This window comes from Gallionella capsiferriformans ES-2 (genome assembly GCF_000145255.1).
In the GTDB taxonomy this organism is placed as follows: domain Bacteria; phylum Pseudomonadota; class Gammaproteobacteria; order Burkholderiales; family Gallionellaceae; genus Gallionella; species Gallionella capsiferriformans.
The window spans coordinates 1642245-1666051 of sequence record NC_014394.1 but is presented as its reverse complement, the minus strand read 5'-3'; the positions used below and the strand labels follow the sequence as shown (position 1 = coordinate 1666051).

The 23807-nt window shown below is 49.5% G+C and carries 17 protein-coding genes; 6 read left to right on the top strand and 11 right to left on the bottom strand.

Features of this window, described 5'->3' with window-relative positions:
• Positions 1-6: 6 nt before the first annotated feature.
• The 8 genes from brxL to GALF_RS07555 form a co-directional block, all read right to left on the bottom strand.
• Positions 7-2052, bottom strand: coding sequence for a protease Lon-related BREX system protein BrxL (brxL, locus tag GALF_RS07590; RefSeq protein ID WP_013293485.1), 2046 nt, complete (start codon positions 2050-2052; stop codon positions 7-9).
• Positions 2042-4354, bottom strand: a complete 2313-nt coding sequence (pglZ, locus tag GALF_RS07585; RefSeq protein WP_013293484.1) for a BREX-1 system phosphatase PglZ type B — start codon at positions 4352-4354, stop codon at positions 2042-2044. Before pglZ ends, brxL begins: the two co-directional genes overlap by 11 nt.
• The gene (locus GALF_RS07580) at positions 4351-7695 is read right to left on the bottom strand and encodes an Eco57I restriction-modification methylase domain-containing protein (RefSeq protein ID WP_013293483.1); all 3345 of its coding nucleotides are present in this window, start codon (positions 7693-7695) and stop codon (positions 4351-4353) included. Before GALF_RS07580 ends, pglZ begins: the two co-directional genes overlap by 4 nt.
• 15 nt (positions 7696-7710) lie before the next feature.
• On the bottom strand, positions 7711-9000 hold the full coding sequence (locus tag GALF_RS07575) for a type II toxin-antitoxin system HipA family toxin (protein WP_013293482.1): 1290 nt from the start codon (positions 8998-9000) through the stop codon (positions 7711-7713).
• Complete coding sequence (locus GALF_RS07570) at positions 8997-9320, bottom strand: helix-turn-helix domain-containing protein (protein WP_013293481.1); 324 nt, start codon at positions 9318-9320, stop codon at positions 8997-8999. The genes GALF_RS07575 and GALF_RS07570 overlap by 4 nt, the downstream gene beginning before the upstream one ends.
• Before the next feature lie 160 nt (positions 9321-9480).
• Entirely contained in the window at positions 9481-12966 is a 3486-nt protein-coding gene (gene brxC, locus GALF_RS07565) for a BREX system P-loop protein BrxC (protein WP_013293480.1), read from the bottom strand.
• Positions 12967-12974: 8 nt separating this feature from the next.
• Positions 12975-13529 carry a BREX protein BrxB domain-containing protein gene (locus tag GALF_RS07560; protein WP_013293479.1) on the bottom strand — a complete coding sequence of 185 codons (555 nt, stop codon included), beginning with the start codon at positions 13527-13529 and terminating at the stop codon, positions 12975-12977.
• Entirely contained in the window at positions 13526-14311 is a 786-nt protein-coding gene (locus GALF_RS07555) for a hypothetical protein (protein WP_013293478.1), read from the bottom strand. Before GALF_RS07555 ends, GALF_RS07560 begins: the two co-directional genes overlap by 4 nt.
• Before the next feature lie 513 nt (positions 14312-14824).
• On the opposite strand from GALF_RS07555, the gene GALF_RS14955 reads away from it, so the two are divergent.
• The gene (locus tag GALF_RS14955) at positions 14825-15415 is read left to right on the top strand and encodes an antirestriction protein ArdA (protein WP_013293477.1); all 591 of its coding nucleotides are present in this window, start codon (positions 14825-14827) and stop codon (positions 15413-15415) included.
• Between the two features lie 148 nt (positions 15416-15563).
• On the opposite strand, the gene GALF_RS07545 is transcribed toward GALF_RS14955, so the two are convergent.
• The 3 genes from GALF_RS07545 to GALF_RS16145 form a co-directional block, all read right to left on the bottom strand.
• Positions 15564-16697, bottom strand: a complete 1134-nt coding sequence (locus tag GALF_RS07545) for a tyrosine-type recombinase/integrase (protein ID WP_013293476.1) — start codon at positions 16695-16697, stop codon at positions 15564-15566.
• Positions 16698-16931: 234 nt separating this feature from the next.
• Positions 16932-18005 carry a tyrosine-type recombinase/integrase gene (locus GALF_RS07540; RefSeq protein ID WP_050752502.1) on the bottom strand — a complete coding sequence of 358 codons (1074 nt, stop codon included), beginning with the start codon at positions 18003-18005 and terminating at the stop codon, positions 16932-16934.
• Entirely contained in the window at positions 17938-18162 is a 225-nt protein-coding gene (locus GALF_RS16145; protein WP_083777174.1) for a DUF4224 domain-containing protein, read from the bottom strand. The genes GALF_RS07540 and GALF_RS16145 overlap by 68 nt, the downstream gene beginning before the upstream one ends.
• 1105 nt (positions 18163-19267) lie before the next feature.
• Between GALF_RS16145 and GALF_RS07530 the strand changes: the two genes are divergently transcribed.
• The 5 genes from GALF_RS07530 to GALF_RS07510 all read left to right on the top strand — a co-directional run bounded on the left by GALF_RS07530 (position 19268) and on the right by GALF_RS07510 (position 23797).
• On the top strand, positions 19268-20449 hold the full coding sequence (locus GALF_RS07530) for an acetylornithine transaminase (RefSeq protein ID WP_013293473.1): 1182 nt from the start codon (positions 19268-19270) through the stop codon (positions 20447-20449).
• Positions 20449-21078: a transglutaminase-like domain-containing protein gene (locus GALF_RS07525; RefSeq protein ID WP_013293472.1), complete on the top strand. Its 630-nt coding sequence runs from the start codon at positions 20449-20451 to the stop codon at positions 21076-21078. Before GALF_RS07530 ends, GALF_RS07525 begins: the two co-directional genes overlap by 1 nt.
• 16 nt (positions 21079-21094) lie before the next feature.
• A complete protein-coding gene (locus GALF_RS07520; RefSeq protein WP_013293471.1) occupies positions 21095-21733 on the top strand; it encodes an FMN-binding negative transcriptional regulator in 639 nt (212 codons plus the stop codon).
• Positions 21730-22509 (top strand): PhzF family phenazine biosynthesis protein, encoded by a 780-nt coding sequence (locus tag GALF_RS07515; protein ID WP_013293470.1) that lies wholly within the window; start codon positions 21730-21732, stop codon positions 22507-22509. The genes GALF_RS07520 and GALF_RS07515 overlap by 4 nt, the downstream gene beginning before the upstream one ends.
• Before the next feature lie 187 nt (positions 22510-22696).
• Positions 22697-23797, top strand: coding sequence for a tyrosine-type recombinase/integrase (locus tag GALF_RS07510; protein WP_013293469.1), 1101 nt, complete (start codon positions 22697-22699; stop codon positions 23795-23797).
• Positions 23798-23807: the final 10 nt, after the last annotated feature.

The window sequence follows — 23807 nt, the reverse complement described above, 5'->3', positions numbered from 1 at the left end:
TGTAATTTAATCCACCAGCGCCTTCAACAACGCATCCTTGGCATCCTGATAAAACTCAATATCTAGCTTGGTGGCCATATCATCGGACAGGTCAAATAGCTGTCTGCGGCAAGCAACTGGAAGCAGCAACGACTTCGCTCCTTTTTCGACGGCCAGTTCTGCCAGGCTCACTGCATTATGAATAGGCTCTATCGTGCCGCCGAGTGTGACTTCTCCGACCACGATCAACCCGCCGCGTACAGACTTGCGGAGCAATGCGCTGCATAGCGCAATTAACGAAGCTACGCCGGTTTTGGCACCAGTTTTGGCTGAATCAAAGCCACGGAGTTGGGCTGAAAATTCATGAGAGCGTGGATCACGATCACCTACTAACTGTAATGCACGCGCATAGAGATTCTGTTCGGCACAGCGGATGGATTCCTGGAACGCTTGTGGTACTGGCTTGTTGAGAATGCGCACACCGCTGCCTGGGCCTTCAGTGACTTCCAGCCGGAATAACCCAGGATGCTCATCCTGACCACCAGGCGACAGCACCCAAATCTGCCCAGCCTCCAGTGGTTCATCACCAATCCCGTTCTGGCCTTGCAGTTCGGGCGTCGATACAAATTTTTCAACGCCTTCTGCACCAATCGTGTAGCCGAAATGCGTGTTGCGAAATTCGGCCGCGCCAATGCGTTTCTGCTGCTCTTTCACGCGGCGGCGAACTTCCAATCCCAGACGGACAGCCCACTCCAAATCTTCATCGCTGATTTCAGCATCCTGGTTTGGGGATATCAGTTTTAACAAGCCGCTGATGGTTTTATTAACGCCATTGATGTCGCGACCTGACAGAGCACCACCGAAGAATACGCGGTTTTGCAGTGTGGCTAAACGACTTTGAGACCGCAGTTGCGTCAAGCATTCAGAAAGAAAATCGCTAACTAAGCCAAAGTGATTCGTGAAAATATCCGGTTTTAGTTTTGGAACATCCCATCCTGGCAAGTAACAATGGATACGATCCATGAAAGCTGTGTCATCACGCATTTCTGGCGGCAGCGGTTGGAATAAATGACCGATGCGTTGTTGATGTTCCACATCCACATCAAAGTTGCCTACCATGACGATGGAACCATCGGCACGAATGCTCTCCTTGCCGCGTGAGAACTCCCCGGATTCCATGTAGCCCTTCATGATGTTCACGCCGTCCTTCTGATCGAAGGAAATGCCGGACACTTCATCAAAGCAAACCACATCGTACTGACATACCAAACCGCGCTGGCCATTGGCATTGTTCACAAACATGCGTGCCACAGTGGCTTTTCCGCCAGAAACTAGGTGTGCATAGGGTGACACCTGTTGGAATAGATGTGACTTGCCCGTTCCGCGAGGGCCAATCTCAACCATGTTGTAGTTGCGTTCCACGAAAGGCACCATGCGCAGCAGCATGGCATCCTTTGCTCGGTCGAGCATGCCCGCAGGTTCGATACCAATGGAGCGAAGCAGAAAATCTTTCCATTCCGCCGTGGTGAATTTAGCACGAGCCTGTGACAGCTTATCCAGTACGTCGCGCTGTGAAAGCTGAATCGCGCGCAATCCATCTACGGAAAATGGTCGTCCGCCTTTTTCCAACGCAATGCTCGCGTCGTATCCTAAAGTTACCTCGGCATAAAATCCACCGGTCAGCATGCGTTGGTGCTGATTAACCAGTTCGGAGGAAACACGCACGTCACGTAATTTGAGCGAAGGCAGTTCCACCAGGTATGAGTCTGTCTTGGCATCTAGGCGCGCCGCGATGATGTCGATAATGCGCACTTGCCCCTTTTCTTTGGCCGTGGACTTAATCAGTTCCTCGTTACCGGCACGCACAGTACGTTCGGAAAGTTGGCGCTGCACAATGCCCAAACCTTCCTGAATTTCATTTTCATCAATTGTCGCGCAATACCGTCCGAGCATGAATTCGACCACATAGGTTGGTACCGGAAATTGGCGCGAAAACTGCCGCACCAGGTCTTTGCGCACAATATAGCCATCAAAGGCATCAGCTGCCTTGCGATCCAAGTCATCAAGCTGCATGCCAAACCTCCCCAAAATTAAATTTTTCCTCACAAACCTTTTGTCCGTCGCGGCGTAAAACCAACGAAACTTGCTCGCCTAAGAGGTCATCCACTTCCTCGAATATCACACGTCCCTTGCCGTCTTTGTCGATGGCGTTACCTTCGCCAATAGGGAAGGCCAGTCGTTCCAAACTTAAGTCTAATTCAGCGGCATCGCTTGCTATCACCGAACAAATCGTTTTGCGGGAATTCCATGAAATGGAAGTAAGCTTTGGCTGACCTTCAACGGGGCCTGGTCGGCTCACTCGCAATAGCGGGATGATGGATTCCTGCGGACTCAATCCGCCGTGATCATATTCACGTCCGCTGGAAAATGCCGAAATGCCGCGCGCCAAAGCGATGCGAACTGTGGCGTCGTAGCTCCACGGCAGTACCAACCAGTCCTGGTCATCCACTGAGTCCTTCAATATCGCACAGCGTCCCCATTTTGTTTCGGCAATTTTGGCTGGTAGTTCTGCTTTGGGTAATCCGCCTGGCAACAATATCCATCCATGGTCGGTAACAACCCAGACCTCTTTCCATCCCGCAGCGAATAAGCGCCGAATGGTGCGTTTTAGATCGTCCAGATGCGCGGGTGCAGCACGAGCCAGACGTAACCCTTTTTTATGACCATCGCTGTCGATATCACCTGGGAACTCTCCCCAGCCTTGGCCGTTAGCAATGCTGGGGTTTTCAGTATCAACAATACAAAAGCCATTCGCTTCAATCGCCTTGCGCAGTTTTTCGGCGGTGTAATCGCCTTTTGGCAGCTTGGGATCGAATCCGCCAGAGGAGCCGCCTTCGGCTAGTTCGCCAACGGGTGAAACCCATACTTTTCCGCTGCTGGTCACTGACGGTATGCTGGTAAACCCATGTTCCAATTGTGCGGCAAGTCCCTCGTCAACCAGTTTTTCTTTTAATTCTCTGGCCAGGTCAAAACGCAGGCCATCGACGAACACCACCACCGTGCCATCGGGTACGTCAGGTAGGCTCCAATGTGGGTAGCCATCTCGTTGCACCAGCTGCTGGAATGACTCTGCTGCCTTTTCCAGCCAGCGGCGATAGAGGGTTTCCAGCACAGCATAGATCGGTTTTTCAAGGTCGGCAGTCTGAGCAATCGCAATAGATTCGCGCGCTGCTGCGTCAATGCGCCAGCCAGTTTCAGCATAATGCTGAGAAAAGTCAGCTACCGTTCCGCCATTCAGTGGTGACAAAAATGCTCGGGAAATTTCAGCCAAATACTGCATCGCAGTTGCCAGCGGTGCATGTTCCATTTGCGCCCACAATGTTTCACGCCGTGACTGATGTTTTTGCTCCAGCTCTAATACTTTGTTTGCGGCTGCATTGGGTTCTAAGGTAACGGCCTGCAACAGTGCGTCTGCCAATTTTCTTTCGTCGGCTTCATTTTCACTTGGATAGCGTTCCGCGCCTTGCAACAGATCCGGTGGTGATATGTGCTTAAACACCTCATAGATATCCGGGTAACTATGCCAATGTGCGCAGTACTTTTCCCACAAGGGATATGCGGCATCGCCGGTTTGGCAGGCTAGAATCTTCTGTGCTACTTCTACTGGCCCTTTGCTCATATCGACGCCAAAGCGTGTATGACTTGTTGCAACAAAGGTATCCCAGGCATTAGCTTTTTCTTGCTGTATCTCGTCCGGTGCAGTTAACCAGCGGAGTACATCTTCATCAGGGTTTGGATTCATCAACTGATCAAGGAATCTTTCGTCGATGTTCTGTCCGATCAATGCAGGTAAGTTTCGATTGAGTAATTTGCCGAATGCGGCAGCCAATGCCCTTGCGGTTTCGTGATTCCCCGCCACAGTGAGCCCCATCCCGTTGCGTTTGCTTTCCAGAAAAGCTCGTAGCGTCCAGTCCTTACTGTTTTCCTGTCGCCAGAACAAACCGCGAAATTGTAATTCAGCTAAAGGCGCGAGTTGTGGGTCTTCCTTCACTCCGCGTAAATCAGTGCGCAGGCTGCCGTTGCTGACCCCCGGCAAATACAGAATCGGTATTCCTTCTAACTTGCCAACTTGTCGGTCGGCCACCATGCGTAGCCACACCCCGGGGCCAATCCGTTGATCTGGCGCGTATGCGCCAAGCGAGAATAATTCGGGCAATTGCTGTTTGATTTGCGGCAGCACAGCTTCCCATTCTCGCTTTTCATCCGTCCAGAGAACGGCGATAGGGGCGGATTCCAAGGCGGGGTTATAGCGCTTGGCCTGCTCATGCAGTTTGCCTATTAGCGCTGCAAGCACTGTGGTCGGTATTGCTTTCATTTGCTCCCCGCTTTGTTTCTTGCCGCTTGCTTTTCAGTCAGCGTGGTGTGGTGATCGTTGATGCGGGTGCCTTCCGGCTCGCCGTATTGCGGGCCGAGTTTGTACCAGGGCGCACTGGGCACATCCTTGCCCCGGTCGGCTTCCCATTTGATGCCGAGTTTGGCGCGTGGGATACGTAATACTTCTGCTGCAACGAAGGGACGGATATTCATGCGCACACCGTCGTTGATATCTGGCTCCCAACCGAGTGGCAGTAGATGTTCCTGCTTCCAGCGCACGAAAATGTCATAAGGCGGTTCGCCGGTGAGGATGGCTTCCAGTTTCACTTTCAGCGCTTCGGCCTTTGCCAGCTTGAGCACGGCATCGGTAATCCCAGCATCAACGGCGCGTTTCTGCTGAGTGATCCAGTCGCCCAAGTAAAGGTGAATCAGCGTAGTGAGCTTTTCATGGGTGAGTTGGTGGTAATTGATCAGCGCCGAGAAACCTTCCTTGTGACCATCCCACACATGCCAGATGAACGGACGTTTGCCAAAACGGGCAATGTGCTGTTCAAAGTATTTATCGCGCAGCCATTGCACCAGCGGCATACCGTCGCATCCCGCATCCGTGAGCAATTGCGCTTCACGGGCGGCAGACCAGTCGGCACCGAAAGCACGGGCCAGCAAGGCGCGTAAGCGATCAATTGCCGCAGGCTCGCCACGCACGGCGGGTAGACAGACGATGCCATCATCGTCGGTGAGATCATAGAATTCGGCACAACGGCTAATCCAATTACGCGCTTCGTCCGAAAGTTCCATTTCAGCATCGAATTCTGCTGGCCAGCGATAACCGAGTAGACGGGCAATTGCGACTTGCAGCGGGGCAGTCGCGGGCTTGGGATGGCCGTGGAAAATCCACTGGGTTGGGTCGTCGGAATAAGGTTTAGGTAAGCCTTTTGGATAACGCTCGGCGGCGACTTTTTGCCAGTGGACGATGTCAAAGGGAACTTTTGCAAATGTGGCCGCTGTTACGTTGATCTTTTGGTCAATCTTCCTAACTTCAGTTGAAAATTGTGATGAAGAACAGAATGCCCAAATCGCAGCTAGGTGTGAGGGATTAGTTGGAGTAATTACGCCAACATTGTTATCGAACCTGTCGCCAGAATAAAGGGTGCATTCCAAGCTTCCCATTGAGCTTACGACAACCCCTTTTTTTCCCCATACCTGCTGACCACTTCTCCACCGCTGTACGGCCGTATTGAGATGCTTAACGCTGTCAGCATATTTGAATAGCTGTCCGGATCCGTTCTCCCATAAAACAACTTGCGACCGTCCGCCATGAGGTGTCGTTTTACTAACAGTGCTTTGCATTAATTCCCAATCTGGGTGGACGCTCTTTGGTTCCCAGAAATAACGACAGAAATAATTTCCGTCACCAGTGAGCATGCCAGCGTTGGATGAAGCTATCGTTTGTAGCAAATCACTATTCGCACTCGATCCGATTACTATTCGGAAATCTGGATTGTTAAATTGTGATTGCTGGTCAACAGATATACCTGTTGTGCTGATCAGCAATCCAGATTTATCTTCAGGCGTTTTCCCTTCGCTAGCATCCAGTCCATAAAAGGAATGGTTAGCGGGTGGCGTCGAGTGCGTTAGCGTAACCAACTGGACATTGAAATCCCACATCGGGGTATCAAAGCCCTTAGGGCCTAGCAAGGCAGCCATGTTCCAGGTTTCGAGTCTAAGTAGATACTCGCGTTGCGCCTTGTAGGTCTTGAGAAACAGCCAGTTTTGCGGCATGACGAATTGCACCACGCCACCGGGGAGGCAGAGCTTCAGGCAGCGGTCAAGAAACACATTGGCGAGATCGCCCTTGGCTGCTTTGTAGTGCTCCTCGCAAAAATCCTTGAGTACCGGCCCGTGCTGTCCCGATCCAAGATACGGCGGATTGGTAATGACCAGATGGTAGCGCCGACTGAGGATGCGGGTGGTGAACGCCATGCCTTGTGCGGCAACGCGGGCTTCAACTTCCGCTTCATCGCCGCTTGAGTTGGCAAGCGCTTTTTCCATCAAGACTTGCAGTTCATCCCAGTTGGCATCCACCAAATCTCCGCGTGTCACCGCCGAAGGATCGATCAGGCTGCCCAGTTCAGGCGCTTTTTGATACAGCGCATACAGCGCTTCCATGCCATGTTCGAGCTGCCTATCTCCATTGGCCAGCTTGAGCCACGTCGCTTTTGGTGTGCGTGGGGCAACACCGCAACAGGCAATATTGAGGCGCGGCAATGGTCGATGACCCAGCGGTTTGCCAGTTTCATCAGGGTAACGCCAGGCGGCCAGTGCCAGCGCGAAAGCGGCGATTTCTACACAACGGGCGTCAAGTTCCAGTCCGTGCAGATTGTCAGCTAGCACTTTGTCCACAGCATCACGCACACTGATTGTTTCGCTCGCCACGCGTAGTGGCACCAAGTAATACAGCGCCGAAACCGTAAAATGGCCGGAGCCGCAGCTTGGGTCAAGCAATTTAAAATCGGCCAGGGTGTCAGGCCATGCGGCGAACGTACCGGCAGCGGGAGTGCCATCTTCTATGGTGCGCAGGTAGGGCATTTCAATCGGCAGCGGTTTGCCGGGGTGCCGACCCCGCCACCAGCCGCCGAGGGAATTCTCCAGCAAAAAGGCCACCATGTACTGCTCGGTAAATAATTGGGTGACGGCGGGCAATTCATCCGCCCCAACCTTGGTGCCTGCCTGCTTCATTTGCCGCTGCACTTCTTCTTTTTTCGGCGCTTGCCAGAACTGGTAGCTCCAACCCAAGCTGTCATCGGCCTGGAATACGGTAGCGGGCAATTTGTTTAACAGTGCTTCCAGCGCCTGTTCGGTTTCCAAAGGAAGTTCCAGCGCCAGCGTAGGTGTATCAGGACGAAATACGTTGGGAAGCATGGCCGAGGCATAGCGACCGGCGACTTCCCATTCACTGCGTGCCGGTGGTTCCATGGTGGCCGCATCTTCCTTGCAATCTTGCAGGGAGACCGGATAGCCATGCGGGTGCATGAGCAAATTGCTCTCCGCCAGAAAGCGGGCGAACAGCATGCGGTGCCAGTGTTCGTAGGCAACTTCGGTGATGAGATGATCAACGGCTTGAGTGTCATCCGGGCGCAGCACATCGCCCAATTGCCGACCGTGCGCACGCAATCGCACACGTAACTTTTTCTGTGTATCAGTAAAATGCGATGGCACTTCCTTCGCACCGACCGCAAGCGCTTGTAGCGCTTTGATAGCACCTGACTCGGCAGCTACACGCGCCTGGCCGATCACGGTTTCCAATGTTTTACGGTGTTCGCGTGCGAGGGCTATTTTCATTGTTTAGATTCGATTTCAAATTAGTTCAAAGTCAGCAGCAATGGCGTTTGCAGTTGAGGTGTTCAAACCCGCTTCAATGGCAAATTTCTGCCAGCTATCCAGGGCTGCACGCACATCATTCAGCAAATCCTGAGCGCGACGGACACCAAAGCGTTCGGCTTCAATCAGCAAATCTGCGCGCGTAATCCCGCTAAATTTACCGTTGACACTCATCAGATGTTGGTAAGTCCATTCGCCATGTGGGTTGTAGGCATGGGTTACGTCGTAGGCCGGGGCAAGCTCCCATGATTCACCTTGCTTTAAGCGGAAAGCGAAATTTTTGGTGTGATCGTCGCAGTTTTTTGCCATCACGTTAAAGGCCATACGGCGGAAAGCCTGACGGATGGCTTCATCACCGAGCTTCAGTCTGGCGATGACCATGAATAGCTGTGCATATGCATGGGTGGCTCGTTGCTTGTAGTCGAGGTGATCCATGGCGCAGAGCGTCTGTATATGATGTTTGATGGTGCTGTTTTCATTTGCTTCCCGGTCGAAGCGGTGTGTCATGAAGTGAGCACGGCCATTTTCTTCCAATAACCGGCTGGGAGACATTGTGATGCCGGCAGCTTTCGCCATCAAATAGTAGGCGTATTCAATGCGTCCATAATCTGCGCTTCCACCCAGTTCAGAATCCTTGCCAATCCCATCAAATTTGAGCAGCCAGTGCTCGAAACCGGGAGCAGCATCAAACTGGCCGCTGCGAATTTGGTTGCTCTTCGGATTCCAGGTGACGACCGCTTTTGCGCGCGCGCCACCAGCAGAAGTACCAACCCGAATAATATTGGCAAGTGCGGCCTGTGCTTCTACGTCGCCTGATAGATCGCCATTTATGACCATGCGAGCTGCTTCCACCAGACTTTTCATCTCCAGGGGTTCAGCACTTTCGCGGTGAGCGCCGCGTGCAGGTTTGAATTCCAGTGCACCCATGCCACGCTTGCCCATATAGGCTAAACGGTCGAGCGTGGTGATGGCACGTTTTTCAATACCTTTGTTTGTCATCCATGCATCGATGAGTGCATTTCCGAAGTCATCAGGTAGTGCGTCAGCGAGCAATCCTGGGAGTCGCTTGTAGCTTGGTTCGGCGAGATTAGGGAATGCAAAAGTGGATTGAGTGTCCGCTAACGGCATGGTGATTGGCGCCAATTCGATTCCGCGACGTCGCCAGCTGGGGTCGTAAGCAAATACGTAGCAACCCAGGCGTGGGTCTGGTGCCACCGCGCCAACACGCTTGCCCCAAATACGTACTTCGATGACCGGGGTGCTCATTGACTTTCCTTCGGAGGCTTAATTGAACGCCGTGCACGTTGCGGCGCTTTGGGTTGGCGCAATAAGTCGAGGGGGTTGACGCTAATTTCAGGCGCGAGCATGTCAATTCCCTGAAGATATTCGAGCGCCTTCAATACACGCAACAAGGTGGCGACCGTTGAGCCGCGACCAGACTCAAGGTTGCGCAGGGCTTTTTCAGAGATCCCCGCCTTTTCAGCTGTGGTGCACTGATCCAGGTTACGATTAAGGCGTAACCGACGTAACCGTTCCCCAAGTACGATTTGGAGTTCTTCTGGTGTATTAAAGATTAGTTCGCTCATGCGGTCATTATGTACCAGTTAATTAGTCTTGATACCGTTAAGCGGTCATTATATGCCGAAACACTCTGTAGTGATAATTTATTGATTAATTAAGCGGCTATTTCGTGCTGGTTAATGTAATTAATCAATAGTAATCGGCAATTATGTGCTGGTTATATAATTAAATTTGAACAGGTCCACCCGGCAGCTTTTCCAGAACGCTTTTCCTTACTTCGGCCAGCCAGGTATCGAGATCTGCCTCGGAACGTAAGATTCGTCGAGGTGCTGCAATTGGCTGGACAGTGGGCTCCAGTTTTTGTGCTGCCAATGTTAGTGCGCGGCTCAGCTGACCACGCGAGGCATCTCGTCTTTCTGCCCAGCGTTGTGGAGAGCATTTATTGAGTGATTCCAAAAGTTCAAAAAGCGTACCGACTCTGGGTGCCTGTTCAGGTGTTGAAAGTTGAGCCTCGCGTAAAATTGCTGCACGGTCTTCGGGGGCCAATCTTGCCCACTCGGCTGCATTTTCAATTTCTTTGGTGCAGGCTGTATATTCGCTGTGATAAACAGCATAAGCAGTATTGAGTGCGCCTCGCAGCACATCAGCCGCACGATTAACTAAGGGTTCAACTTTATCTGGATCATCAAGTAGTAGGCGAGCATCTCGTATAGCATCGCGTTCAGTGGCAATCACGCTATGCTCTGGCATACCCGGCAGATGCCGGATTAAGTCATTAAGTTGCAGCCAGGCCGGTTCTCGCTTGGTGATTTTGGCGGCTTGAGCTTCAAGCGCATTAAGCAGTTCGGACGCTGCTGTTTCTTCTTCTGCGAGACGTTTGACGAGATCACGGCCCGAGATGGTGGAAAGCTCGTCGATGAGCGCATTGGGTTTTGCTTCCGGGCGAGGAGCGGCACCGGTGGCTCGAACCTGCGTATCTTTTAGCTTGCTGACAAATTCCGGTGCGCGTATCTCCGCCTCATCCGGCCTGCATTTCACCAGGCGGGCAATGGCACGTTTTTCTTCGTTGGAAATAGGCGCATTTTCACGCGAGAAATTGCTGGTGGAGACATCACGGCTAATAAACTTACCAGCAGGCCAAAGGGATCCTCCCGCATTTACGACTCTTAACTGGCCGCAGGCAAACAACACAGCCAATAGTGTATCCACAGCATCTTTTGACCAACCATAAGGAGCGCCCATAAATTCTGTACGAATTTTGCTGCCATTGAGAGTGGCGGAGCCAATTCGAGTCATAATTTCCTGTGCTGCGGGATGATTCTCCGCAGCACCAGAGTGACCGATACTTTCCAATGCGTTGACCAATCCTTTATCCGCTGCAATATAAGCTTTATCCCAGCCAGTAAAATCTGCCAGATTGAAGTTTCGATAGAGGCGTGCAGCACCGTCACTACCAGCTTTTCTCAGTCGATCATCTAGGCCAGCACCATCTTCGATAATTTGCCCGCCACCTTGAATGATTTGAGCTTGAGAAAGTGCTTCCTTAATCAGATCATTGACGCGACCATCGGCATCATTTTTTTGTTTCAACAGCGCATTACGGGCTTCTTGACCTTCTGGCGTCTGGGGTTCGCCAAAATGGCCCAGCGTGCGCTCGGCAGCTTCGCGACTGATGATGGCACGTACTAGCTCATCTTTTTTAGGTAACGCTACATGGCCAAACACGATGGCGGAGTCAAGGCCGGCGCGCGCAGCGTCCGTCAATACCTCCTTTGCCTGCGTGCCATCTAGGTCGGAACGTAACCAAACGGGAACGCCATCGTCTTCTTTGGGTGCGGTGATGGGATCGGTATGTAGTTTCAGGCGGCGGATTTCGCGGCTGACGCCTTGCGGAATGGGTTGCTTGCGAACTTGTTCGCTGGCTAGTTGCATTAATTGTTCGCGAATTTTACTTTCATATGCAGAAGGATCACTCCGCAATGCATCTTCTTCGCCGCGTTGATATGCAAACCAGTCTGCGCTCTCTTTTGTTTGCAGTCTGAATTCTTGAATTGCACCGGTAGATATGCGCATCAACAAGTGGTCTTTTTCAACTAGCTCATCAAGTGCCGTGCGAACGTCACTTCGTAATGTCGAACTGGGAGTGGTTAGGTTGTCGACCAATACGTCTGCAACGGTTTGAGCGTCGGTAAGAAGGCCTGTGTCTTGCGCGGAGTTGTTGGTAATTCGGGTCAGTAAAAAAACCGCTTTGAGCACGCGTGCTTTTAGCTTGGCGTGAGGGGCATTTTTTCCATCAAGGTTGTCGATTGCATTTGCAGTCTCAGTGCTGATTTGGCTGGATTGACGAAGCCTCATACGAATTTCGTCGTAAATAAAATCGCCGCCGACAATATGGCCCAGCGGCGCATCTTTACTTTTACGCACTGCATCAAATGCAAGACGCAGTTGTGATCTCAACTGCACGCCTGTTCCAGTGGTGTCAGTTGTGGCCAGCACCCTTTCCCACAAGCGCTGGCGGGTGGGGAGTAGGGGGTAGCTTGATGCGAGAATTGCTTCATCTTCTCGGCGATGCGCGAAGAGACTGCTGTGAAGATGTGCTGACACTTCGCCCAAGCAGCCGCCGGAGCTAAACAGTGCTGACAACGGAGCGCTTGCAGATGCCTTCTTTTTGAGAACCGTTTCACGCAGCACCTCTTCAACGTCGGAATCCGATAGTTGAACGGGAATTGGAAAACGTCCTAATAGCTTGGATAAAGTATTTAGGCCAGACAGAGCACTTTGTCCTGTTGCAATCACTAAGACACGGCCATTTACATTGGCCGATAGACTTTGCAAAACTTCCTGCACTCGTAATGCGCGATCATTACCTGCGGCATCCGTGCCGATATATTGCTGAAGTTCATCAAGAACTAGCAGAAATACTGGAAATTCGTCATTGCCACAAATTGCTTCACGGAAGTATTTGAGAAAGTGATTTTGGTCGATGTCTCCCTTGGAAGAAAACTGATTTTCTAGCTTGTCCCCTAAGTCAAAGGCGTCACGCGCCAAAGAAGGTTTCGCAGTCAGAATTGCATCATGCAGGTGTGATGAAACATAAAGGTCTTGAAGTTCTCGTTCCAGGCCACGGCCTTTGCCATGCAAAGTGTCACGCACTGCCTGCTCAATTCCTTCGTTTCGTAACCATAGTAGTGTGCGAGCCTCGTCATATTTTGCTGGCAGCCCCATGGCTTTGAACACAATTCCAAGTACGGCTTTTCGGATGCTATCGCCTTCACCTTGGCTCAAAGTGCCGGAAGCAGCACGCATGGTGGTTTTACGCTGACGCGCCAGCGTATCAAGCTCTTTGAGGGCATCGGCTACAGAAACCGGTAGATGGGCAATATCGCGCGGGGTGCGACCATCATCAAACGGTTCATTGGTCCATAAGGCACGGGCCATTTTGACTAGGTGCGATTTACCACTACCAAAGAAGCCAGATACCCACGCGGCAGGCGCTTCTTGCCCTTTGCGCAACGTTTCGACAAAGGACTCTAAGATGCGGCGCAGTCCTTCTTCGTAATGCCCCTTGCAAACAAATGTTTCTAACTCAAAGCGGAGTGTCTGGCGTTGCTGATCGTCTAACGCTTCATCAACTTTGGCAACGCCCTGGTTTTCCAGTGAAAAAGCATCAACATCCTTGTCGAAAATTTCGCGGTTTTTCATGTTATTCATGCATGTCCTCAGCAGGTAATGGGAACGGCAAGATAACCCCAGCCGTCTTTTGCTCCGAGGAGCCGGTAACTGTTATTTTTTGCATCATGCTCACCGGGGAAGAAAATCACCAAGCGACCAGGAATGTGGCTTTCAATTTGCTCAACCAAAGATGACACGCTAAATAATCCAAACAAACTGCCACCGCCGACTAGAGCCAGTACATCGTTGGAGGTCATCGCTTTGCATTTTTCGGCAACTTGGTGAATAAGGTGTTCTCTAAGGCCTCTAATGTTGCCTGAGTCATCCCAAAGTCTTTCTGGGCGCTGCAGATATCGTTCGGCATATTCACTTCCCGCCAGCCACTTGGAAAATTCTGGACCAAGGTCAAGCTCAGTCCACCCATGGTCGGTGGTGGCAATTTCCCTTGAAAATTCGCCAGACTCCAGTAAGCGTCTTAATTTTCGCTCATCGTTTGGCGGATATACAACCATCACAACTCGCTCACGAGCAGAGACATTCTGCGGCCAGGGAAGAGTAAGGTATTCCTTAAGTTTTTCTAAAATTGTCTGTGCCAAGCTCATAGGGCTAGTCTCGATTCTGAATTTTTCATAAAACCAGGAAAAGCTAAATCCAGCACGCTGCCTGAATAGGCTACTTTCAGTAATCCTTGCCGTCCGGCCGACTGCAACAATGCCAGGTGCTCATCAGTTGAAATGTTCAACGCCCTTGAGTACGTACCCTGTAGCAAGGCAATTCCGCTGCGGCCTTCCAGCCAATCAAGAAAAGCGGCGTAAGTCGCAGATGCTATACCAGAAACAGGCCGCACGCGCGTTCGTGCTTTGCCTATTGATTCGCCAAGATATCCAAATTGATAAAATGATGCATAAAGGTTATGGCTAAAGCTGACATACATTGATTCAGAATAGCGCCCCGGTACATGTGCTCTGATCCATTCCTCGAACTCAGGACGGCCCAGACTTTTTCCCACTGGCTGGGCTAATACCATCGTCAAACACTCTCGCAAAATTGACTCACGAGCCATTGATAATAGCCCCATGAGGAGCTTTTTATCAGTTCCCGCGTACTGTTTGAGTCGGCGCATTTCTCGAAACAAGCATACATCGGGATCAAGCGCGTAAAGGCTGCGTAGATATTTAAAAGTCTTTAGGCGGTTCGAGGCAGTAGATTTTTCAAGGACGTTATGTTCAAGAATCGCATGCCTGTAATTATCAGATGAGGCATTGATGGATTCCGATGCCAGCAATATAGAAAATTCGTCTTGCATCACGGTTCGCGAGCTAATCGCGCCACCAGCGGAAAATCCGAGTTGTGTCTGAGCTTTTGAGAGTTTGTCTTGCTGCATAACAATTTTAGGCCGCTGTGGTCGTGGCTTTTAATAAAATACAAGGACGGCGATGTTACTTCACAAGCATCAGTTTTGGCGAACAGTAGGCAAATAATGATTCAGTAACCAAAAATTCGCCAATCGCTTAGTTTTATTTTATTGAGTATTCTTGTCTGGTCAGTTATTGGGATGTAGTCTCAATAAATCAATAATATAGATATCACGGCGAGAACGGAAAACTAAATTTATACGGCATTGTCCGGCTTGTTGTTTGTCCCATGCAGGTTGCTTCACATTTCTTTCGTCGTTAATCAAAATGCAGAAGCCGCGTTAATTCACCTTTTTTCGTGCGTCACTTAATTCAAGCCGGCCTCCGGCTTCGGCAGCGAACCGTGGCAGTGCTCGCAAGCTCCGCGCTGACCGCACCACTTCTTGCCTTCGGGCTTTCCTTTCGATCCTTGCACTCAATCAGGACGCTGCGCGACGCGGCTCCAGATAGCATTTTTTAACAAACGACGAAAAGGAAAAATCATGAACGCAATCAGCACAAATAATCAATCCGTACAACAACAGCAAATCAACGGCGACGCTCACCAGACAGCATGTGAGAGCAGCCAAACCTACTATGCACAACCGTACAGTCTCGATGCAAGCGGCTTTTACTTTAGCAATTTTGACGACTACACAACTAAAGTTGAGGCGTTACGTGACTGTAACGGAAACCAAGTTGAAGAGTTTGAAATTCAATTTATCGACGGCAGTCATGCGGAATCTGATTTATTTCAGGCGGCAAATGTTAATCAGTGCAATTTAGGGCAGTTTCTCGCTATTGTCGATGAAGTGTCGGATTTTTCGTTGCCTGCTATATTTTACCTTCTCGATCAAGGTAGAACTATTGAAGATGCATTCAATAATTTTGACGAAGTATGCTTGTTTTCTGGGTGTTTGGAGGATGCCGCAGAAGAGTTATTTGACGAAATCTATGCACATGAAATACCTGAAAATTTGCGTATTTACATAGACTATTGCGCTTTTGCGCGAGATTGCCAATACGGTGGCGACATGGTGGAGTTTGAGTTCGGTGGCGAAACATACACATGTACCAATGCAAGTGGGCTGTGATTAAAATATAGATTAACGGTCGAAACCGACACGACCGTGAAATCCGGTCGTGTCGGTTTAATCCTGCTCTGTGTTCAGAATAGTGCGTGGCGCCCAGGCAGGGAAAGTCATTTGTTATTGAACCGGCTAATCGGATTAGTCATTTAAATCATGCTGCAATCGTATTGAGCTTATGGACTTCCGCCATCTTTGTCGCGATCAGCGCGACATCATCTTCATCTGGATTTACATATCGCATCAATGATCGAATATCTTTGTGACCTGTTACCATCTTAAGTTGCTTAATATCGAAATCCCGTGACCATCGGCTTGCTGCTTCATGTCTATTGTCATGGAATCTGAAGTCGACAAGAAAATCTGGATCCATGCCACCATCAACTTTGTACTGATCCTGTGCGCGTTTTTTGGCTCGCTGCCACGCTTGCTTGATGGCTGAATTCGTAGTTGGGAATACTTGCCCTCGTAACACTGGATTCAGCTTACGTGCCTGCTCAAGACATTCAATAGCGGCGGGGGATAGGGGGGCAAAACGATTCTCACCATTTTTTGTGTCAATGAATTTGACGATACACTTTTCAATATTCACGTTTTCCCAGATCAAGCCTGGCGTGGCTGTACTGATAACTACTTCGTCTTTATCAATGATTCGATCTTTTCCTATAATCTCAGAAATCCGAGCGGCCGTTTCAATTGCAAAACGTGTAACCAGTGGTATCCATTTGTTGGCACGTTTTGGATCAGAGCACTGAGTGTTGTCCAGCTGGGCCATTAAGTATTTTTGTTCAAGGGCTGATAGGCGGCGACTGCGTTTCGCAGCCAGAGCCAGCGTCTTGACTGTCTTTGCAGTTGGATTCGATACGCCATAATCGAAGTGTTTGAATATGGCAGCAATGACAGCTAGATCGTTTCGGATTGTTGCATCGCTAATGCCATCTGTGCGACGCTGATCCCGATATTCGTCAAAATCTTTTGAACGCAATGTTGAGATGGCGCGCTTGGCAAGCTTGCCGCGCTTCCATACCTCAATGCGCACTTTTTCCATTGAGTACCCCTTGTTTTTCTTTGCTACTTCTTCATAGCGGGTGAGGGCGTCAGATAGGGTTGTTTCCGAAGCTTCTTTGTCGTCGCGAAATACCGACCGGATCATTTCGGATTCAATCAGCGTTGCCCACTTCTCGGCATCGAATTTTGTCAGATGCATTTTGTACTGCGTCGGATAGCCCTTTTTCCTGACAATAGCCTGCCATTTTCCGCTGTCTTCATAATATTTGAATGACGCCATTATAAAACCTAAGTGTGGTAGAAGTGTGGTAGAGTCTACCATAATTTACTGATTAATTAGCTGCATGTACCATAAACACTGGGTTTTAATTGACCACAAATTTCGGATTGTGATTCCTGTTGTCGTGGGTTCGAGCCCCATCAGCCACCCCAAATTAAAGCCGCTAATTCAATGAGTTAGCGGCTTTTTTCTTTTGGTGTATTTTTCACTGTTGTCTAATAAAACACTACTTGTCTAATACTTTTTGCGAAGTGGTTCAACTTTGCTAGTGCCTCGCTCGTAGTGGCGTTTTGTAACAGCATCACTAGAGTGCCCAAGTATTTTGGTAGCGTTCTGTCCAAGCTCTCTGGCCTCGGTGGCTACTTTCGCACGCAAGTCGTTTTCCGCAAAAGTTTCGGTCAGGCTTCCAGCCTCTATTGCCCTTTTCATTGCACGAGCCCACGCGCTCTTGAATCCGCTGGTAGTGAGCTTGGTACCATCCCGATCTGAGTTGATTAGATGCAGGCTAGTAACGCGATGTCGAAGCGATTTGATTGTCTCGACGATGGTGCGTAGATTATCGCTCCAACTAAACAACAATTTCTTGCCCCGTTTCCAAGTTTGGACGAACAGACCATCTTCCCGCAACTGGTCAAGACGGATGCTGAGCATGTCACCCTGACGCAGGCCTGTGAGTAATTTCAGCCTTATATAAGCCTGCAGCCATTCGGGACAATGTGGTAAAAACGCCACAATCTCACTATCCAACACTTCTCTAGTGCGTGGATTTTCAACATTTCTACGCACTTGTTTGCAGGGGTTGGTGTTGATCAAACCCATTTTGATTGCTTGATTCATTACATTGCTTAATACAGCCACATCACGATTTGAACGCACTGGTGCGTTACGCATTCGCATAAATGCGTAAATGTTTTTGGGTTCTACGTCTTCAGGGAACATGTCTCCAAATACCGGGCGGAGGATGGCTAGGCTGGCAAGGTAGTCCGTCTGTGTTAACGGTTTTCGTAAAGGAAGTTCCTCCTTGATATAGGTATCCATGACTGAGGACAATCGTTGTTTTCCAATCACGGGTTGAAGCATCGCAGCCCATTTTTGCATGGCAATGCAGTACTCTTTTCCAAGCGGAATCCATTTATTGTCAGTGTTGACGAAGTAATACGCACAGTGCTTGAAATAAACACGCTGCGGTAAATCTTTACGAGTTTTTCTTGGTTTTCCCATGATTATGATGATACAGATTTCACTTTTTTTCCAAAGTACTAAAATCAGGTGAGGTTTTGGCTCGTGAAGATTTTTCTGTAATGCCATCCATCTGCTTCAGGTAGTGGCTTCTATCTACTCTTGCTCGACCATCCGCTGCCACCCTAAATATGAACCCTTGATGTCGTAACCACTCATTTTGCTTTTTGGGCTGTAAATACCCTGTGAGTTCTGTGAGTTCATTTGTTGTCAGAGTTATGCTCATGAATTTGATTGCTTTAAAAATGGAGGTTGTAAACAATTTCATGGCATGGAATATAAGGCTGTTTCAACGGTACGTTGACTTGAGAAAGGGTGTTTTTTCTTCTTCCTCGTACTTTATGGAGTTTTTAGTGTTGTCAGGGGTGTATGTCGTTGATCGAGTTTCCTTTCATATAAATTTTAGTATTGGATGGCTATATTAATTGGGGGGGGCTGCTAGCCTCTAACACTTGATATACAACAAATTTCTCAGAAAAATTGCACATATCGTCGGCAACGGGGTTTGTTATTCCCGATGAAGATGATCGAATCACTTTTAAGGACATCGATACCTATTTGTCCCTCTTCCGTAACACGCTTGTCCGCAACTCTGGCTCAACCCACGAACTTGCAATCGCGAAAAGGTTTGCCACCGATGATAAACGTTGCTGTTAAGTCGTGTCCAAAGGGAGGGCACAATCCCCATGGCTGTCGCATTAAAGTGGCTCACGACTTGAGTTGCATAAAACAAAAGATGGTGTCCAATCAAAGCCGTGCTGAACTCCGGTTTCGATCTTCGGCTAGCCGCCTTCGGCTCAAAGCTTTGTTTCCCCTCGAAAGGCTGCTGCTCACATAGAATGTAATAACAGGCTCGAGCCAGTTTATGCGCAACTGACTTGAGCGCTACGATGCGATTAGTACGATTAGCTAGAAATACAGAGTGGCCTAGTATATGAAGTACAAATAATTGAATTAACGGTCATTGCAAAATGACATAAAGGTTTTTCATGTTGTGCCGATTCGTAAAAATATGATCTGTCACTCCTTTGCCTAAGTTGCTTACGTATTTACCATGGCTCAAGCCTAAAAGAAACTCGCGACTTACATGAGGTCAGAATTTGGATGTTGACAAAATGGTGTGTGACTATTATTGTCATCACCCATGAAATCTTTTTGCCGAAATATGCGACGTATTGCCAGTGCCCGACACGAATCGGGTATGCCGTGCTGCGTTTGCGATATTTCAATTGAAAGACTGGTACAAATTCCAGACTGATACAGAATATTTCCCTGACAAGGCCACGGCTAACCCCCGTGGCCTTTTTGTTTTTATTTCACGAAAGAATCCTATGAATACTGAGCTTGCGCACACAAAAAACTACCTGATGACTACCACTTCTCGTCCGGATATTGCATTCGTGCGCGGGGAAGGTTCATATCTGTTCGATCAGAACAATCACCGCTATCTGGACTGGGTGCAGGGATGGGCGGTGAATTGTCTGGGTCATTCGCCAGATGTTGTCGTGCAGGCGCTTTGCAAGCAGGCTTCAAAGCTGATCAATCCGGGGCCGGCTTTTTACAATGGGCCGGCGCTCGAACTTGCAGGTCTTCTGACTTCGAACAGTTGCTTTGATCAGGTGTTCTTTGGCAGCTCCGGCGCAGAAGCCAACGAAGGCGCCATTAAGCTGGCGAGAAAGTGGGGGCAGAAATTCAAAAATGGCGCTTTCGAGATCATCACCTTCACCAACGGTTTTCATGGGAGAACCCTGGCGACCATGTCGGCAAGCGGTAAGGCTGGCTGGGATACGATTTTTTCACCTCAGGTGGATGGATTTCCAAAGGCGCTGTTGAATGATCTTGATTCTGTCCGGTCGCTTATCAGCACGAACACCGTAGCCATTATGCTGGAGCCAGTTCAGGGAGAGGCTGGTGTCATACCTGCGAGTCCAGACTTTCTTATGGGGCTTAGAACGCTTTGCGAAGAGAACGACCTGTTGCTGATTGCGGATGAAGTTCAGACGGGTTGCGGCCGGACAGGGACACTGTTTGCTTATGAACAATATGGCATTGAACCGGACATCATGACGCTCGGCAAAGGGCTGGGCGGCGGTGTGCCAATCTCGGCGCTTTTGGCCAAACAGTCTTGTGCCTGCTTTGAGTACGGTGATCAGGGGGGAACATTTTCTGGTACCCCGCTCATCACGGCCGCAGGTGTCGCCGTAATACAGGCTTTGCTGTCTGATGGTTTTTTACATGCTGCCCGTCAGGCAGGCTTGCAACTGGCAGAGGGGCTGTCTGCTATCTCATCGGAATTTAGTCTGGGTGAGGTTCGTGGGAAGGGCTTGCTGCTTGCATTGGAGCTGGGTAACAACACCGGGCCCGAGATCGTTTCTCTGGCGAGGGAGTACGGTTTGTTGCTGAATGCGCTACGGTCGCACTGTCTGCGTTTTATGCCGGCATTAAACAGCACTCCGGCAGAGATAGATGAAGGGTTGTCTTTGCTAAAACGGGTGCTGAGTGAGGTGAAATAATGGTTGTTGAAACAACGCAATTGAGCGTCGGGGCATTTTTGTCGGATAGCGAGTACATTGACTGGAAACATCCCTCGATCCTGAATAAGGCAGCAGAACTGGCTGTTGGCAACTCTGGCGATGAAGCTATCGCCAGGCGTTGCTTTGAGTTTGTTCGCGATACTGTCAAGCATAGCTGGGACTATCGGATGAATCCGGTTACTTGTAAGGCTTCTGATGTACTGATGTACAGCACCGGATATTGCTATGCGAAAAGTCATTTGCTGGCAGCACTGCTAAGAGCGAATGGTATTCCGGCCGGACTTTGTTATCAGCGACTTGCCGTTGGCACAGAGGGGCCGCCATTTTGTCTGCACGGTCTGAATGCGGTATACCTCGAACAGCATGGCTGGTACCGGATCGACGCGCGGGGTAATAAACCTGGCATGTCGGCTGAGTTTATTCCTCCGGTTGAGCAACTGGCATTTTCGCTCATATCCGCTTCGGAAATGGATATTCCCGGTATATGGCTTGATCCGTTACCCGAGGTCATTCATGCGCTGACTCAAAATTCCACCGTCGAGCAGGTTTATGTGAACCTGCCAGATATCAATGAAGTGCTGCAAGCTGGACTAACCGTGTCGCTCTGAAAGGATCAGAAAGATTATGTACATCCCAAAACAATTCGAAGAAACAGACGTTGATGTTTTACACGAGCTGATTCGGATAAAACCACTGGCAACACTTGTTACACTCAATGCCGGTGGTATCGACGCCAACCATATTCCGCTGATACTGTCGGCGGAAACTAAGCCTTATGGAACGCTAAGCGGGCACGTGGCGAGATCCAATCCGCTCTGGCAGAATCATCCTGCTGATACCGACGTGCTGGTAATTTTCCACGGCGCTGAAAGTTATATCACGCCTTCGTGGTACGCCTCCAAGGCGGAATCCGGCAAAGTGGTGCCTACCTGGAACTATGTGAGTGTGCAGGCCAAGGGCAGATTGCGCGTCATTCATGAGCCGGACTGGATACTGTCCCAGCTGGAGTCTCTCACGGCACATAATGAAGCTGGCTTTGAACATCCGTGGGCTGTGGCGGACGCACCACACGAATTCACCCGTAAACTGCTGGATGTGATTGTGGGGATTGAAATAGAGATCACAGAGCTTAAAGGTAAGTGGAAAGTCAGTCAGAATCGTTCGGATCAGGATCGCGCATCTGTCGTCAGCGGGCTGACCAACACAGGCCAGCCTGAAATGGCCGCGCTCGTTAAGCGCTGCGCAAAAGACGGTGCAATATGAAAATCAGACAATTTCAAGTGGATGCGTTTGCGGAGCGGGTTTTTGAGGGTAACCCGGCAGCGGTGTGTCCGCTCGATCACTGGCTTGAGGACAATTTGTTGCAATCCATCGCTGAGGAAAATAATCTGTCTGAAACGGCATTCTTCGTCCCTTCAGCAAAAGGCTACCAATTGCGATGGTTTACACCCGTTACGGAAGTTGATCTGTGTGGTCATGCAACGCTTGCAGCAGCTCATGTCTTATTTGAAGAGCTTGGTTACCCCAGACAGCGCATCACCTTTGAAACACGCAGCGGTGATCTGTTCGTAGAAAGGGATGGCATTCGCCTGAAGATGGATTTTCCTGCGTGCCCAGCCGTTCCGTGCGCAATGTCGGAGTTACTAACCAGGGGGCTGGGGCGACGTCCTGTTGAAGTACTGGCCGCAGACGACTACATGGCGGTATTCGAAAGTGAAGATATTGTGCGAGCCATCAGACCGGATCAGGCTTTACTGGCTCAGCTTGATTTACGCGGTGTCATCATTACAGCTCCCGGCGTTGAGGTGGATTTTGTCAGCAGGTTCTTTGCACCGAAGTTTGGCATACCGGAAGACCCTGTAACCGGGTCTGCTCACTGTGCGCTGACGCCGTACTGGGCGACAAAACTGGGGAAATCCCATTTGATAGCACGACAAGTTTCCAAGCGCGGAGGGCGCCTAAGCTGTGAGATAAATGATGGGCGAGTGATGCTTTCTGGAGGTGCAATTACTTTCATGAGTGCGAATATTACAGTTTGAGGTTGTTGCGATTTAAATTGTTCAAGCGTAAGTATTTAGTATCTATCTTGCTGCATAAAAAACGTTGGTAGCCTAAATCAAAAATTGAGAAAGAAGTAAAAACCGTCTTTCTTGGATGAAATGCCACTTTTAACATGTGTAGGATGACACTTGAAACGTGTGTTCAACTTTAAAGTGGGGTGGCAAGGTGGTGGATTCAAATTCTGAAAAAGACGATGAGAAAAGCGTATCCGGGGCGAATGCAAAAGTTAGTCAGAGGAAGCCTGGGCGCGTCGAGGGGAAGAACAGCCAGTATAAATCTGGCGGTGTATTTCTTTACAAAAAATTAGTATATGAGATAAACACTGTTCTTCAGGCTAACCGTGACAAGGGGGCTACCAAGGACAAAAAAGTAGGTTATGAGACTCAGGAAAAACGCAAAACTGTCGTGCTTGGTTTTTTTAGCGATCTATTTAAATTGAAATACAAAATTGAGAGTGTTCATAACCTTAGGCAAAAGCACTTGGTAGCGGTTTTTAATTACCTGGAAAAAATGAATCAGTCGCCCTCCACGATCCAAAATAAGATATCAATTATGCGTCTTTTTTGTAATTGGATTGGCAAAAATGGCATGGTCGGGGATTCGTCAAAATACGTGAGAAATAAGGCTTCCGTTCGCCGTTCGACGGTCGTGCAAGAAGATAAGTCTTGGGTCGGAAATGGCGTGTCTGTAAAGGATAAGATCGCAGAAGTTGCCGTCGAAGATCCGAAAATTTCCTTGCGCCTCGAGTTGTGCTTGGCATTTGGCTTACGCGTTAAGGAGGCTATGTCTCTTAGACCTGCATTGGCGACTGAAGAGAATTTTAAAGGTGCTGGCGTCCATATTCGCGAAGGGACGAAGGGGGGAAGGTCAAGAATTGTGCCTATTGAGAACGATGTTCAATTGGAGGTTTTGACAAGGGCGATAGCGGCTTCTGATAAAACCTCTGGTTTTTTGATGAGCACAGGCAGGGATGATGAGGCTCGAATACAGCATTTTTATTACGTGGTCCGTAAATGTGGTTTGTCTTTTGCTGACTCAGGGGTAACGGCTCACGGTTTGAGGCATCAGTATATGCATGAGTCGTTTAAGCGCTTGTTGGGAGTTGAACCTCCTGTGCGCGGTGGTGATCTGAGTGTTTTGGATAAGGATGAACTTCATTTGGCGAGTCAGAAGTTGATGGAACGGGCAGGGCACTCAAGGGTGAAGATTGGCTCAGCGTACTATGGCAGCCGGCGCATTCCTAAGCTACATTCTTCAAAGAGTTAGCCCCGGCTAA

Coding starts and splice junctions, on each gene's coding strand:
- GALF_RS07520 (WP_013293471.1), top strand. CDS start 21,095: ATGTACATCCCAAAACAATTCGAAGAAACAGACGTTGATGTTTTACAC.
- GALF_RS16145 (WP_083777174.1), bottom strand. CDS start 18,162: ATGAGCATAACTCTGACAACAAATGAACTCACAGAACTCACAGGGTAT.
- GALF_RS07530 (WP_013293473.1), top strand. CDS start 19,268: ATGAATACTGAGCTTGCGCACACAAAAAACTACCTGATGACTACCACT.
- GALF_RS07560 (WP_013293479.1), bottom strand. CDS start 13,529: ATGAGCTTGGCACAGACAATTTTAGAAAAACTTAAGGAATACCTTACT.
- brxC (WP_013293480.1), bottom strand. CDS start 12,966: ATGAATAACATGAAAAACCGCGAAATTTTCGACAAGGATGTTGATGCT.
- brxL (WP_013293485.1), bottom strand. CDS start 2,052: ATGCAGCTTGATGACTTGGATCGCAAGGCAGCTGATGCCTTTGATGGC.
- GALF_RS07515 (WP_013293470.1), top strand. CDS start 21,730: ATGAAAATCAGACAATTTCAAGTGGATGCGTTTGCGGAGCGGGTTTTT.
- GALF_RS07540 (WP_050752502.1), bottom strand. CDS start 18,005: ATGGCATTACAGAAAAATCTTCACGAGCCAAAACCTCACCTGATTTTA.
- GALF_RS07525 (WP_013293472.1), top strand. CDS start 20,449: ATGGTTGTTGAAACAACGCAATTGAGCGTCGGGGCATTTTTGTCGGAT.
- pglZ (WP_013293484.1), bottom strand. CDS start 4,354: ATGAAAGCAATACCGACCACAGTGCTTGCAGCGCTAATAGGCAAACTG.
- GALF_RS07575 (WP_013293482.1), bottom strand. CDS start 9,000: ATGAGCACCCCGGTCATCGAAGTACGTATTTGGGGCAAGCGTGTTGGC.
- GALF_RS07580 (WP_013293483.1), bottom strand. CDS start 7,695: ATGAAAATAGCCCTCGCACGCGAACACCGTAAAACATTGGAAACCGTG.
- GALF_RS14955 (WP_013293477.1), top strand. CDS start 14,825: ATGAACGCAATCAGCACAAATAATCAATCCGTACAACAACAGCAAATC.
- GALF_RS07570 (WP_013293481.1), bottom strand. CDS start 9,320: ATGAGCGAACTAATCTTTAATACACCAGAAGAACTCCAAATCGTACTT.
- GALF_RS07545 (WP_013293476.1), bottom strand. CDS start 16,697: ATGGCGTCATTCAAATATTATGAAGACAGCGGAAAATGGCAGGCTATT.
- GALF_RS07555 (WP_013293478.1), bottom strand. CDS start 14,311: ATGCAGCAAGACAAACTCTCAAAAGCTCAGACACAACTCGGATTTTCC.